Annotated in this window: 10 protein-coding genes; 5 read left to right on the forward strand and 5 right to left on the reverse strand. The window is 67.6% G+C overall.

What is annotated here, in order from left to right; genetic code table 11:
* Positions 1–4 precede the first annotated feature (4 nt).
* The 4 genes from IM689_RS05450 to map form a co-directional block, all read right to left on the reverse strand.
* A complete protein-coding gene (locus IM689_RS05450) occupies positions 5–679 on the reverse strand; it encodes a 4a-hydroxytetrahydrobiopterin dehydratase (protein ID WP_227484471.1) in 675 nt (224 codons plus the stop codon).
* Between the two features lie 87 nt (positions 680–766).
* On the reverse strand, positions 767–1294 hold the full coding sequence (locus IM689_RS05455; RefSeq protein WP_193643186.1) for an Lrp/AsnC family transcriptional regulator: 528 nt from the start codon (positions 1292–1294) through the stop codon (positions 767–769).
* Between the two features lie 302 nt (positions 1295–1596).
* A complete protein-coding gene (gene ppgK, locus IM689_RS05460) occupies positions 1597–2361 on the reverse strand; it encodes a polyphosphate--glucose phosphotransferase (RefSeq protein ID WP_193643187.1) in 765 nt (254 codons plus the stop codon).
* A gap of 113 nt (positions 2362–2474) precedes the next feature.
* Positions 2475–3347: a type I methionyl aminopeptidase gene (gene map, locus IM689_RS05465; RefSeq protein ID WP_129665414.1), complete on the reverse strand. Its 873-nt coding sequence runs from the start codon at positions 3345–3347 to the stop codon at positions 2475–2477.
* A gap of 77 nt (positions 3348–3424) precedes the next feature.
* Between map and IM689_RS05470 the strand changes: the two genes are divergently transcribed.
* Positions 3425–3604 carry a methionine aminopeptidase gene (locus tag IM689_RS05470; RefSeq protein ID WP_129665416.1) on the forward strand — a complete coding sequence of 60 codons (180 nt, stop codon included), beginning with the start codon at positions 3425–3427 and terminating at the stop codon, positions 3602–3604.
* 139 nt (positions 3605–3743) lie between these two features.
* Positions 3744–4982 (forward strand): MFS transporter, encoded by a 1239-nt coding sequence (locus IM689_RS05475; RefSeq protein ID WP_193643188.1) that lies wholly within the window; start codon positions 3744–3746, stop codon positions 4980–4982.
* Between the two features lie 85 nt (positions 4983–5067).
* Here the strand turns inward: IM689_RS05475 and panB are convergent, their stop codons facing one another.
* A complete protein-coding gene (panB, locus tag IM689_RS05480; RefSeq protein WP_193643189.1) occupies positions 5068–5904 on the reverse strand; it encodes a 3-methyl-2-oxobutanoate hydroxymethyltransferase in 837 nt (278 codons plus the stop codon).
* A gap of 283 nt (positions 5905–6187) precedes the next feature.
* Here panB and IM689_RS05485 point away from each other — a divergent pair, with 283 nt between their 5' ends.
* The 3 genes from IM689_RS05485 to IM689_RS05495 all read left to right on the forward strand — a co-directional run bounded on the left by IM689_RS05485 (position 6188) and on the right by IM689_RS05495 (position 12912).
* A complete protein-coding gene (locus IM689_RS05485; protein ID WP_193643190.1) occupies positions 6188–8506 on the forward strand; it encodes an immune inhibitor A domain-containing protein in 2319 nt (772 codons plus the stop codon).
* An 84-nt stretch (positions 8507–8590) separates the two neighbouring features.
* Positions 8591–9925 (forward strand): type I glutamate--ammonia ligase, encoded by a 1335-nt coding sequence (gene glnA, locus IM689_RS05490; protein WP_193643191.1) that lies wholly within the window; start codon positions 8591–8593, stop codon positions 9923–9925.
* Positions 9922–12912 carry a bifunctional [glutamine synthetase] adenylyltransferase/[glutamine synthetase]-adenylyl-L-tyrosine phosphorylase gene (locus IM689_RS05495; RefSeq protein WP_193643192.1) on the forward strand — a complete coding sequence of 997 codons (2991 nt, stop codon included), beginning with the start codon at positions 9922–9924 and terminating at the stop codon, positions 12910–12912. Before glnA ends, IM689_RS05495 begins: the two co-directional genes overlap by 4 nt.
* The last annotated feature ends 53 nt before the right edge of the window (positions 12913–12965 follow it).

The following is a 12965-nucleotide window of genomic DNA, read 5'->3' on the forward strand; positions in this document are numbered from 1 at the left end:
GTCGTCAGCGGCCCTCGGGGGTACAGATGCAGTGACGGTTGCCGTCGGCGTCCTCGACCACCCAGTACGCAGGTGCCGCGGCATCGCTGACGAGGCGCCCGCCGGCGTCGAGGACGGCCGCGAGACGCTGTTGCGCAGCGTCGGCCGCGACCCATACGTCGATGTGCCAGCGCTGCTCGACCTCGGACGGCGGAAGCTGGGGGCCGCCCTCGTCCTCGTCCGGGTTCTGCCACCACACCGTCGGAACCTGACCTGTGGAGTCCACCGGCTCGCCGTTCTTCAGTGACGAGCCGAGCAGCGCCGCGTAGAACGGGCCGAGGTCATCGTGACGGCGCGTGTCCAAACCGAAGTCGGGCTGGGTGAGACCCGCGACGTCAGCCTCGACGCCGAGATCGCGTGCGTGGTCGCCGACGGTCTTCGCCAGAGCCAGATCGCGACTCGTGAGCCCGCCGACGTCGTGGCTGACGAGCGACACCACGACATCGGTGTACGTGAGCGTGATGTCGGGGTGGTGATCCATCTCCTCCGCGGACGCACCGATGCGATCGACGAGGGCGAGACCCGTCGCGAAGTCCTTCGTCGCGTAGCGCGCCTTGAGGGAACCCATGATCTGCGCCCAGCTGGCCGGGGCAGTCTCACGGACCTCAGCGGCGCTGAGCTTCTTCTTCGGGTCGGTCATCGTCATGTCCTCTCGAGCGGGTGTCGAAGCGACCTGCTTTCTCGAGACTAGGCCGACAGTGCCTCTGCCGACACCCGTCGGCCCGGTTCAACTCTTCTTCGAAAGCCTGTTCTTCGGCAGGCCCTCGCGCAGCAACGGCCCGACGCGGTAGGGGATGACTCGACGCAGGTACACGCTCGTGCGGGTCCGAGTGACACCCGGACACAGGCGCACATCCTCACTCACCCGGTAGAGGTCGTCCGGGTCGCGTGCGACAACGCGCACGAGGAGGTCGGTCTCGCCTGCGGGCGCGAAGCACTCGAGCACCTCGGGTACCCGGGAGAGGGCGGCGATCGCACCGTCGATGTCGTGCTGGTCGAGCTCGACAGCAACCATGGCGCTGAGCGGACGCCCGAGCCTGGCGGGATCGACGCGGGCGCTGTTGAGGCGCAGGACGCCGGCCTCGCGGAAGCGTTCGAGACGCGCGTGCACCGTGCCCCGGGCCAGTCCGCACCGCTGCGCGAGGGCCATTGTCGTCATGCGGGGATCCTCGTCCAGAGCGAGCAACAGTGCGCGGTCGGTGTCGTCGAACTGGACGTCGGGGTGCTGCTCGCGAGCGTCCTTGGCCGGTTCCATGTGCGTCTCCCTGATCATGATGGGCGGTATGACCAGAGCATACCCGTCCGCTTTGAACAGAATGATCAATCAAGAATGAGGTTGTTGCGCACCCTGCGCTGTGTGGTGTTGAGTACTACTCAACGAGCTTCGCGGGCCACCACCCCGGCAGTCGAAGCGGGCACGGTGGCAGAACTCACGAGGTGACGTCATCGATGCGGGCCGCACCCCGGCCACGCACGCCGAACGGACGAGAAGGCCGGAATCCCGAAATGATCGGGAATCCGGCCTTCTGTCATGTCACGCCCGCGAGGGCGCAGCGGTCAGTTGGTGTGCGCCTCGTGCGCGAGACGCGCGGCGCCGACGACGCCCGCGGCGTTCTGCAGCCTCGCGGGCACGATCTCCGTTCGGATCTCGAGCAGGGGCAGGAACTTGTCCGCCTTCTTCGACACCCCGCCACCGACGACGAGGAGGTCGGGCCACAGAAGGTTCTCGAGCGTCGTGTAGTACTTCGTGAGGCGCTTGGCCCACTTCTCGTAGCTGAGCTCCTCGCGCTCCTTCGCCGAGTGGGCAGCCTTCTTCTCGGCGTCCTTGCCGTCGATCTCGAGGTGACCCAACTCGGAGTTGGGCACCAACTGCCCGTCGTTGATGACGGCCGAACCGATACCGGTGCCGAGCGTCGTCACGACGACGAGCCCGTCACGATCCTTGGCCGCCCCGTAGTGGATCTCCGCGTAACCCGCGGCATCCGCGTCGTTGACGACGGTGACGCGGCGGCCGAGGCGCGCCGCGATGAGCTCTTCGGCGTTCGTGTCGATCCACGCCGGGTCGATGTTCGCCGCCGTGCGCACGACGCCGTGCTGGACGACGCCCGGGATCGTCACCCCGATCGGTTCGTCACCGACGAGGTCGGAGAAGTGCTCGACGATCTCGGCGATGACATCTGCGACGGCACCGGGCGTAGCGCCTTCGGGGGTGTCGATCCGGAGGCGGTCGGCGACGAACTCGCCCGTGTCGAGGTCGACGGGAGCGCCTTTGATGCCGGTACCGCCCACGTCGATGCCCAGGGGGTAGGACTTCTTCGTCATGCTCTCTCCTCGTCGCGGCCCGGTGCGGGCTCGCGGGGGTCGATGAAGTATTCCGGTCAGACTAGTGCCGGTTCACCGGGACGCTGCAACCCGCGCGCCGTCGAGAACGAGCGTCAGGCCTCGGTGCTCGTGAGGATCTCGTAGCCGTCCTCGGTGATGACGACGGTGTTCTCGAACTGTGCGGAGCGGGAGCCGTCACGGCTCACGACGGTCCACCCGTCGCTCCACACTGCTGCGGCGTCGCCGGAGCCCAGGTTGAGCATCGGCTCGACGGTGAACACCATGCCCACCTCGATGACGTCGTCGTGGTGAGGTGCCGCGTCGTAGTGCGGAATGATGAGCCCGTTGTGGAACTCGGTGCCGATGCCGTGGCCGGTGTAATCGCGCACGACGCCGTACCCGAAGCGCTTGGCGTACTGCTCGATGACGCGACCGATGATGTTGACCTGGCGCCCCGGCTTGGCGGCCTTGATGCCGCGCATCATGGCCTCCTTCGTGCGCTCGGTGAGCAGCCGTGATTCCTCGTCGACGTCGCCGCAGAGGTAGGTGGCGCAGTTGTCGCCGTGTACGCCGTCCTTGTAGGCCGTGACGTCGAGCTTCACGAGATCTCCGTCCTCCAGAACCGTGGAGTCGGGGATGCCGTGGCAGATGACCTCGTTGACGCTCGTGCACAACGACTTGGGGAATCCGAGGTAGTCGAGGGTCGAGGGGTAGGCGCCGTGATCGCACATGTACTCGTGGGCGATGCGGTCGAGTTCGTCGGTCGTGACACCGGGGGCGACGGCCTTGCCGGCCTCCTCCATGGCGCCGGCGGCGATGCGTCCGGCCACGCGGATGCGCTCGATCGTCTCCGCGTCCTTGACGTAACGCTCGTGACCTTCGCGGGCCTCGCTGCGCCCGACGTACTCGGGGCGCGCGATGGATGAGGGGACGGAGCGCTTCGGGCCGATGTGTCCAGGGGTGATCTTCGCGCGCGTACTCGTCATAGGGTGAGTCTAGAGGTCGGGTCACACGCGACTCGACGAGCCAACGAGGCGCGCACGCGCCAGTGGAGGTGAGCCGCATGGCCTACTGGTACAACGTCGACACGAACTCCGTTGAGCAGGGCGGCGAGACGAACTCGAAGTCCTACCTGCTCGGCCCGTACGCCACCGAGGCGGAGGCTCGCAACGCTCTCGACACGGCCCACGCCAAGAGTGAGAAGTGGGACGAGGAAGACCGCGAGTTCGAGGGCGACAACTGACCCGCCCCATCGCGAACCGCAACGGCACCCACCGCGTCCGGTGGGTGCCGTTGCGCGTGGGCGAGGGTGCACGCGGGATAGATAGGTCATCGAAGTACGATGCTCGACGGGTCGTCGGCGCTTTGCGGGAGGAGGCGAGATGAGCGCGGAACTCGGATTCGATCTGCGCCGCCTTGCTGTACCCGCCTACGGCCCGTCGCTGTTGTTCGGAGCGGCCGAGGGGGCACTGCTGCCGATCATTCCGGCCGAAGCCACGAGCAGGGGAGCGGGCGTGGCGCTCGCAGCCTTCATCGCGATGCTCTTCGGGCTGGGCTCCTTCGTGTCGAACATCCCCGCTTCCGGGCTCACCGATCGCTTCGGGGAGCGCCGAGCCCTCGTGTTCGCCGGTCTGGTGGCGGCCCTCGGATGCGTCCTCGCCATGCTGCCGAGTCTCGTGAGCCTCATCGCCGGCGTCTTCGTCATCGGCATGGCATCGGCGGTCTTTCTCCTCGCACGCCAGAAGTACCTCACCGAAGCCGTACCGATCACCCACCGCGCGCGAGCCCTGTCGCTCCTCGGCGGCGTCATGCGCATCGGCTTCTTCATCGGCCCCCTCATCGGAGCCGCGCTCATCGGCATTTTCGGGGTGCCGGCCGCGTGGATTCTGGCCATCGCCTGCCTCCTCCTCGCGGGATGGTGTGCCACCCGCATGGAGGACCTACCCGGTGCTCTTGATGCCGGCGGCGCCACTCCGGCGCGCGTCACGCCGCGAGACGTGCTGCGCACCCACCTGCCGGTTTTCGCAACGGTCGGGCTCGGGGTCCTGCTCGTGCAGGCGGTGCGTGGCTCGCGCCAGGTCGTCATCCCGCTGTGGTCGGCGCACGTCGGCCTCGACGAGCAGACGACGAGCCTCGTCTACGCCATCTCGGCCGGCATCGACATGCTCGTGTTCTATCCGGCCGGACGCGTCATGGACCTACGCGGACGGCGTGCGGTGGCCGTGCCGTCGATGCTGCTCATGGCCGCGGCACTTGCTGTCATGCCGTTCACCCACACGGCCGCGACAGTGCTCGCGGTCAGCTGCGTCCTCGGGTTCGGCAACGGAATCGGCTCGGGCCTCGTCATGACGCTGGGGGCCGACTTCTCACCGGATGTCGGGCGCGCGGCGTTCCTCGGCATCTGGCGCCAACTGAGCGACACCGGCAACACGCTCGGACCGCTCACGCTCTCGGGTGTGACGGCCCTCGTGGGCCTGGCGCCGGCGGTGGCCGTCAACGCACTTCTCGGCTTGGCGGCCGCGGGGGTACTTGCGTACTGGCCGGCGCGCCTCGTGCGCGAAGGGTGGTGGCCGCACGGCCGGCCGCAGGACGACACCGAGAGCGCGACCCGCGGTTCGTGACGGCCGGTAGGTCGGGGACACGACACGCAGTGGCAGAACACGGCGCCACTCACCTCACGAGGTGAGTGGCGCCGTGGTGCGGAATTCAGTTCTCGAAACTGTGCTCAGTGGCGGGAAAAGCACCCGAGGAGACGTCCTCATGGTAGGCGCGAGCGGCGTCGAGCAAAACGGTGCGGACATCGGCGAACTTCTTGGCAAAGCGCGGGTAGCGACCGTCGCGCAAACCGGCGAAGTCCTGCCACACGAGCACCTGCCCGTCGCAGTCCGGGCCCGCGCCGATGCCGATCGTCGGGACCCGAAGCGCCTCCGTCACGGCTTTGGCCGCCGGGGCGGGCACCATCTCCATGAGGACGCAGAACGCGCCCGCCCGCTCGAGGGTCTTGGCCTCCTCTACGAGCCGTGCGGCAGCGTCACCGCGACCCTGCACGCGGTAACCGCCGAGAGCGTGCTCGCTTTGCGGAGTGAATCCGATGTGCGCCACGACCGGAATACCGTTCTTCGCCAGGTGCTCGACGGTGGGGGCCATGTGGGCGCCGCCCTCGAGCTTGACCGCGTGCGCGCGTCCCTCCTTCATGAGGCGAGCGGCGCTCGCGAAGGCCTGGGCAGGCGATTCCTGGTAGCTGCCGAACGGCAGGTCGGCGACGACGAGGGCATGCTTGGCGGCGCCGGCGACGGCGCGCACGAGCGGGATCATCTCGTCGAGCGTGATGGGCAGCGTCGTCTCGTAGCCGTAGACGTTGTTTCCGGCCGAGTCGCCGATGAGGAGGGTCTCGATGCCCGCTTCGTCGAAGATCTCGGCGGTGTACATGTCGTAGGACGTCAGCATCGTGAAGCGCTCGCCGCGCTCCTTCATCTGCTGCAGGGTCACCGTGCGCACACGTTTGCGTTCCGACGCGCGGTAGGGGGCTGCCTCTTCACTCATGGGTCAAGGGTAGTCATTGACGCGCGGCGCGTCGGTCTGCCATGCGAGCTGGTGGTGGGACGCCATTCGCGTCAGGTTCGAAAAATTGGTCCGTTGCCGGACGCTATTTGCGATGAAAATGGACGCATTTGGACGTCCAGCTTGCCTGCGGCAGAACGCAATCCGCATTCGTAGCGTTATCAAACCGTTGTGGCGCCGGTCATGGGTATCTGAGTGCAACCTGGGTAGCTTCTGGGTGGCTGCGCGTCGGGTGCAGCCTCGTGTGGAACACCATGGAGAACACATGACACAGCGACGTATCGCATCCACAGTCATCGGCACCATGACTGCCTTCGGGCTTATCGTGGCCCCGAGCGCCGTCTCGGCCGAATCGCCGCCGCAGGGTAAGGGGAACCAGCGGCAGGCCCGATCGGACAACCGGCCGAACCCGCTCGCCGAGCAGCAGAACGAACTGCGCAAGGCCGCCGTCGACGCGTTGCTCAAGGGCGAGGCCACGACGACGACCGTCAACGGCAAGCGGGTCATCGCCGTCAAGGGCGGCGACCACGGCAAGGGCCACAAGGGCAAGAAGAAGGATCGCTACGTCCAGTACGACGTCAACCGCGAAGCCAACATTCTGAGCTTCCTCGTCGAGTTCGGTGACCAGACGAAGCCCGCCACCGGCGGCAGCGCTGGCCCCCTGCACAACAAGATCCAGCAGCCCGACGAGAAGCTCGACGGCAGCGCGACCGACGACAACAGCACGCTGTGGAAGTCCGACTTCAACCGCTCCCACTACCTCGACATGATGTTCGGCGCCGGTGAGTCGTTCAAGGACTTCTACGCCAAGCAGTCGAACGGCCGCTTCGCAGTCAAGGGCGACGTGAGCGACTGGGTGAAGGTGCCCTTCAACGAGGCCCGCTACGGCCACAACCCCGTCGAGGGTGATGGCACGAGCGAGGCTGAAGGCTCTTGGTCGTTCATCCGCGACAGTGCCACGGCGTGGGTCGAGGCGCAGAAGAAGGCCGGCAAGACCGACGCCCAGATCAAGGCCTACCTCGCCGACTACGACAAGTGGGACCGCTACGACTACGACGGCGACGGCGACTTCGAGGAGCCTGACGGCTACATCGACCACTTCCAGGCCATCCACGCCGGTGAGGGCGAGGAGGCAGGCGGCGGCGCACAGGGCGAGGACGCCATCTGGTCGCACCGCTGGTACGCCTACTCGAACGAGGCGGGCCGCAGCGGACCGGCCCAGAACAAGCTCGGCGGCGTGCCGCTGGGCAACACGGGCCTGTGGATCGGCGACTACACCACCGAGCCGGAGAACGGTGGCCTCGGTGTGTTCACCCACGAGTTCGGCCACGACCTCGGCCTCCCGGACCTCTACGACACAACCAACCGCGCGCAGAACGACGTCTCCTACTGGTCGCTCATGAGCGCCGGTTCGTGGCTGGGCGACGGCAAGACCGACATCGGCTCCCGCCCCGGCTACATGGGCCCGTGGGAGAAGCTGCAGCTCGGCTGGCTCGACGCGACGAGCGTCCCGTACGGCAAGAGCCAGAAGGTCGCCGTCGGCCCGAGTGATCGTGACTCGGCCAAGCTTCCGCAGGCGGTCGTCGTCGGCCTTCCCGACAAGACGATCACGACGATGTACAACACGCCGCAGTCCGGCAAGAGCGAGTGGTGGGGCGGCAGCGCCGACAACCTCAACTCGACGTTGACCCGCTCGATCGACCTCACGGGCAAGAAGTCGGCCGCCCTCACCACCGGTGCCTGGTACGAGATCGAGGAGGGCTACGACTTCCTCTACGGCGAGGTCAGCACCGACGGCGGCTCGACGTGGACGCAGGTCGGCAAGGAGGTGACCGGTGAGAACAAGAACTGGTCGCAGCTCTCCTTCGACCTGTCGGCTTACGCGGGTAAGAAGATCGACTTCCGTTTCCGCTACCAGACCGACGGTGGCGTCCACATGGCCGGCCCGTTCCTCGACGACATCAAGGTGGTCGCCGACGGCGCCACGCTGCTGTCGGACGACGTCGAGTCCGGCGATAACGGCTGGGTCGCCAAGGGTTTCTCGCGCACGAGCGGTTCGACGAGCGAGAAGAAGAGCCACTACTACATGGCGGAGAACCGTCAGTACAACGGCTACGACCGCTACCTCAAGACGGGGCCGTACAACTTCGGGTTCCTTACGACGCAGCCGAACCTCGTTGAGCACTTCGCGTTCCAGACGGGCATGCTCGTCTGGTACGTCGATAACGAGTACGAGGACAACAACGTTTCCACGCACCCCGGCCACGGCCTCGTCCTCCCGGTCGACAGTCACGCCAAGGCGATGAAGTGGTCCGACGGTACGAACGTCTCGAACAAGCTGCAGCCGTGGGACGCGCCGTTCTCGCGTCAAAAGACGGCGTCGCTCACGTTGCACCGCAACGACGTCCCCACCACGTGGCGTTCGGCACCGGGCGTGGCCACGTTCGACGACCGCAAGGCGACGAACTACTACGACGCCACCAACCCGACGGGTTCGACCCTGACGGCGGGCAGCGGTGTCACGCTGACGGTTTCGGGGGAGACGCGCGATCGGATGAACATCCACGTGAAGTACTCCAAGTGAACTGAGTCCGGCATGTGAGCGGCCCCGGGGAGTCTCCCCGGGGCCGCTCCGCGTTCGCGGGCCGAGTGAGGCAGGATGAGTTCCATGAACCGACAGCAGGAGTTCGTGCTGCGCACGATCGAAGAACGTGACATCCGATTCGTCCGTCTGTGGTTCACGGATGTGCTCGGCACCCTCAAGTCGGTGGCCGTCGCGCCCGCTGAACTGGAAGGCGCGTTCTCCGAGGGCATCGGCTTCGACGGCTCCTCAATCGACGGGTTCGCCCGCGTCTACGAGGCCGACATGCTCCTTCGCCCCGACGCCTCGACGTTCCAGGTGCTCCCGTGGCGCGGTGAGAACCCCGGTACGGCCCGGATGTTCGCCGACATCCTCCTGCCGAACGGCAGCCCGAGCCTGGCCGATCCGCGTGACGTCCTGCGCCGAGCGCTGACGAAGGCCGGTGACCTCGGCTTCACCTTCTACACCCACCCCGAGATCGAGTTCTATCTCTTCGAGAAAGAACTGCGTCGCGGTCGCCCGGTGCCGGTCGACTCGGCGGGCTTCTTCGACCACGTGCCGCACGGCACGGCGCACGACTTCCGTCGCGCGGCCATCACGATGCTCGAGAACATGGGCATCTCCGTCGAGTTCAGCCACCACGAGGGCGGGCCCGGCCAGAACGAGATCGACCTGCGCTACGCCGACGCCCTCTCGATGGCCGACAACATCCAGACGTTCAAGGCCGTCGTCAAGGAGGTCGCTCTCGAACAGGGCTACTTCGCGAGCTTCATGGCCAAGCCGATGGCGGGGGAGCCCGGTAGCGGCATGCACACCCACCTCTCGCTCTTCGAGGGAGACACGAACGCCTTCCACGAGCCGGGAGCGCCCTACCAGCTCTCGCGCACCGGCCGTCACTTCATCGCGGGACTGCTGCGCTACGCGCCGGAGTTCACCGCCATCACGAACCAGTACGTCAACAGCTACAAGCGCCTGTGGGGCGGCGCGGAGGCGCCCGCGCACATCTGCTGGGGGCACAACAACCGCAGCGCCATGGTGCGCGTGCCCATGTACAAGCCGTCGAAGGGGCAGAGCACCCGCGTCGAGGTGCGTTCGCTCGACGCCGCGGCCAACCCCTACCTCGCGTACTCGGTCCTCCTCGGCGCCGGGCTCAAGGGCATCGAGGACGAGCTCGACCTGCCGCCCGAGGCCGAGGACGACGTGTGGAACCTCACCGAGCGTGAGCGTCGCGCCATGGGCATCGAGCCTCTGCCGGCCTCGCTCGACGAAGCGATCCGCACGATGGAGGAGAGCGACTTCGTCGCCGAGGTGCTCGGTGAACACGTCTTCGACTTCGTGCTGCGCAACAAGCGCGCCGAGTGGGCCGCCTACCGCGACCAGGTCACGGAGTTCGAGATCAAGCAGGACCTGCGTCGGCTGTGAACGCCAACGCCGCCCGAGCAGGCTCGTCGCCCTGGCGGCGCGCCGGATTCCTCGACACGACGCGCGCCCAGAGCCTCGCCGCGGAGGTGTCGGACCTGCTCGATCAGGGCTCGCTGTTGGCCACGGTCACGGCGGTGGCCGACCCGGATCAGGCGTTGCTCCTCCTGGCTCGCCTGCGGGAGGTCCTCGACGACGGTGAGCGTGAGGCGCTCGCCGACGCGTTGAGTGACACCGAGGCCCGCGCACGCCTTCTCGGCGTCATGGGTGCGTCGAGCGCGCTGGGTGACCACCTCGTCGCCAAGCCCGACCAGTGGCGTGACGTCGTCGCCGCACAGCGGCGGGATCAGGACACGCTGGCCCGTCTGCTCATCGCGGAGATCGACGGTCGGGACGAGAAGGTCACGGCCTACGACGCCCTGCGCGTCGCCTACCGCCGTCAGCTCGTGCAGATCGCGGCGCTCGACGTCACCGAGATCGCGGTCAACGTCCTGCCGGCCACGGCGGCCTCGCTCGCGGACCTTGCGGGCGCTGCCCTCGAGGCGGGTCTGCACATCGCCACGACGAGGATCGACGGGGCCGATCAGGCGCGTCTGGCCGTCATCGGCATGGGCAAGACCGGCGGTCGCGAGCTCAACTACATCTCCGACGTCGACGTTGTCTTCGTCGCCGAACCAGCCGAGGGTGCTGACGAGGACGTGGCACTGCGGGTGGCCACCGAACTCGCCACCGAGATGATGCGCGCCTGTTCCGCAAGCACCGGCGAGGGTTCGCTGTGGCAGGTCGACGCGGCACTGCGCCCCGAAGGCAAGCAGGGTCCGCTCGTGCGCACCCTCGAGAGCCACAAGGCGTACTACGAGCGCTGGGCCAAGGGCTGGGAGTTCCAGGCGCTGCTCAAAGCACGGCCTGTCGCGGGCGACGTGGCCCTCGGCGAGGCGTACACCGAGCTCATCCGCCCGATGGTGTGGCAGGCGAGCAAGCGGGAGAACTTCGTCGAGGACGCCCAGGCGATGCGTCGACGCGTCGAGGCGCACGTTCCCTCGCACGAGCAGGAGCGACAGATCAAGCTCGGCCAGGGTGGTCTGCGCGACATCGAGTTCTCCGTGCAGCTGCTCCAGCTCGTGCACGGACGCACCGACGATCGGGTGCGCGCACGCTCGACGCTCGACGCTCTCATGACCTTGAGTTCGTGGGGCTATGTCGGGCGCACGGATGCCTCGGCGCTCGACACGTCCTATCGCCAGCTTCGCGTGCTCGAACACCGCATCCAGCTGAGCAAGATGCGCCGCACGCACCTCATGCCGACGAACGACGCCGACCTGCGTCGTCTCGGTCGCGCCGTGGGCTTCACGAGCGACCCCGCCGAATCGGTGACGCGCCACTGGCGCGATCTGTCGCGTTCCGTGCGCCGCCTGCACGAGAAGCTCTTCTACAGGCCTCTTCTCTCGGCCGTCGCGCGCCTGGACGACGACGATGCGCGCCTGTCCGACGAAGGCGCTCGCGACCGCCTCTCGGCGCTCGGGTACGCGGATCCGGCGGGCGCTCTGCGTCACCTCGAAGCGCTCACCGCGGGCCTCACGCGTCGCGCGCAGATCCAGCGCACCCTCATGCCGGTCATCCTGCAGTGGCTCGCCGACGGCCCGACTCCCGACGCGGGACTTCTGGCCTACCGGCGCATCAGTGACGAGCTGGGCACGTCGCACTGGTACCTCAACACCCTGCGCGAGGGCAGCACCGCCGAACTGTTCGCCGAGGTGCTCTCGCGCTCGCGCTACGTGGCCGACCTTCTCGAACGCGCACCCGAGAGCGTCAAACTGTTCGCGGAGTCCTCTCGCCGCGTGCCGCGCTCACGCACGGCCATCGCCTCGACGATGGCGTCTGTCGTCAGCCGCCAGCAGGACGTCGAGAAGGCGATGCTCGCGGCGCGCTCGGTGCGCCGCAACGAACTCACTCGCGTGGCCATCGCCGACGTGCTCCACGAGATCGACCTCGACGGCGTCTCGGGCGCACTCACCGACATCATGTCCGCCACGCTCCAGGTCGGCCTCGACCTCGCCTGGCGCGAGGTGCTCGGCAGCGAGAAGGAACAGATCACCGACATCGCCGTCATCGGCATGGGCCGTTACGGCGGAGGCGAACTCGGCTACAGCTCGGACGCCGACGTCATCTTCGTCCACCGCCCGCGCGAGGGAGCCGACGCCTCGGCTGCCCAGGACCAGGCGCTCGCCGTCGTCACGCAGTTGCGTCGCCTCGTGCACCTGCCCGGCTCGGACCCGAAGCTCGAGATCGACGCCGACCTGCGCCCTGAAGGCAAGAGCGGGCCGCTCGTGCGCTCCATCGATTCGTACGCGAGCTACTACGAACGCTGGTCGGAGGGTTGGGAGGCCCAGGCGCTGCTGCGCGCCGCCTTCGTCGTCGGTGATCCCTCCCTCGGGCGTGACTTCGAGGCCCTCATCGATCCGCTTCGCTGGCCCGAGGGCGGTATCTCGGAGAAGTCGATCCGTCAGATCCGGACGCTCAAGGCGCGCATGGAGGCCGAGCGCATCCCGCGCGGAGCCGACCCTCGCACCCACTTCAAGCTGGGCCGCGGTGGACTCTCCGACGTCGAATGGTGCGTGCAGCTCTACCAGCTCGAGCACGCCCACGACCACGAGGAACTGCGCGGGACGAGCACCGTTTCCACCCTCCGGGCGCTGGCCGAACTCGACCTGCTCGACGAGCACGACGCCGAGGTGCTCGCCGAGGCGTGGATCATGGCCTCGCGCGTGCGCAATGCGTCGGTGCTGTGGCGGGGGCGCCCCGTCGAGTCGTTGCCTTCGGACCTGCGCGACAGCGAGGGCATCGCCACGCTGCTCGGCATGCCGCGCGGGGACGGGCGTGAACTCGGTGAGGAGTATCGAAAGCTCGCACGCCGTGCGCGCCTCGTCGTCGATCGTGTCTTCTACGGCGAGTCCGAGGAGACCAGGCGGGGCCCGAGCTTCCGCCGCTGAGCTTCTGGCACGTGAGACGTGCGCGAGCGCACTTTCGCCGCCCGCCTAGACTG

The sequence above is a fragment of the Dermacoccus barathri genome (assembly GCF_015070805.1).
Classification (GTDB): Bacteria; Actinomycetota; Actinomycetes; order Actinomycetales; family Dermatophilaceae; genus Dermacoccus; species Dermacoccus abyssi.

Coding starts and splice junctions, on each gene's coding strand:
- IM689_RS05450 (WP_227484471.1), bottom strand. CDS start 679: ATGACCGACCCGAAGAAGAAGCTCAGCGCCGCTGAGGTCCGTGAGACT.
- IM689_RS05455 (WP_193643186.1), bottom strand. CDS start 1,294: ATGGAACCGGCCAAGGACGCTCGCGAGCAGCACCCCGACGTCCAGTTC.
- ppgK (WP_193643187.1), bottom strand. CDS start 2,361: ATGACGAAGAAGTCCTACCCCCTGGGCATCGACGTGGGCGGTACCGGC.
- map (WP_129665414.1), bottom strand. CDS start 3,347: ATGACGAGTACGCGCGCGAAGATCACCCCTGGACACATCGGCCCGAAG.
- IM689_RS05470 (WP_129665416.1), top strand. CDS start 3,425: ATGGCCTACTGGTACAACGTCGACACGAACTCCGTTGAGCAGGGCGGC.
- IM689_RS05475 (WP_193643188.1), top strand. CDS start 3,744: ATGAGCGCGGAACTCGGATTCGATCTGCGCCGCCTTGCTGTACCCGCC.
- panB (WP_193643189.1), bottom strand. CDS start 5,904: ATGAGTGAAGAGGCAGCCCCCTACCGCGCGTCGGAACGCAAACGTGTG.
- IM689_RS05485 (WP_193643190.1), top strand. CDS start 6,188: ATGACACAGCGACGTATCGCATCCACAGTCATCGGCACCATGACTGCC.
- glnA (WP_193643191.1), top strand. CDS start 8,591: ATGAACCGACAGCAGGAGTTCGTGCTGCGCACGATCGAAGAACGTGAC.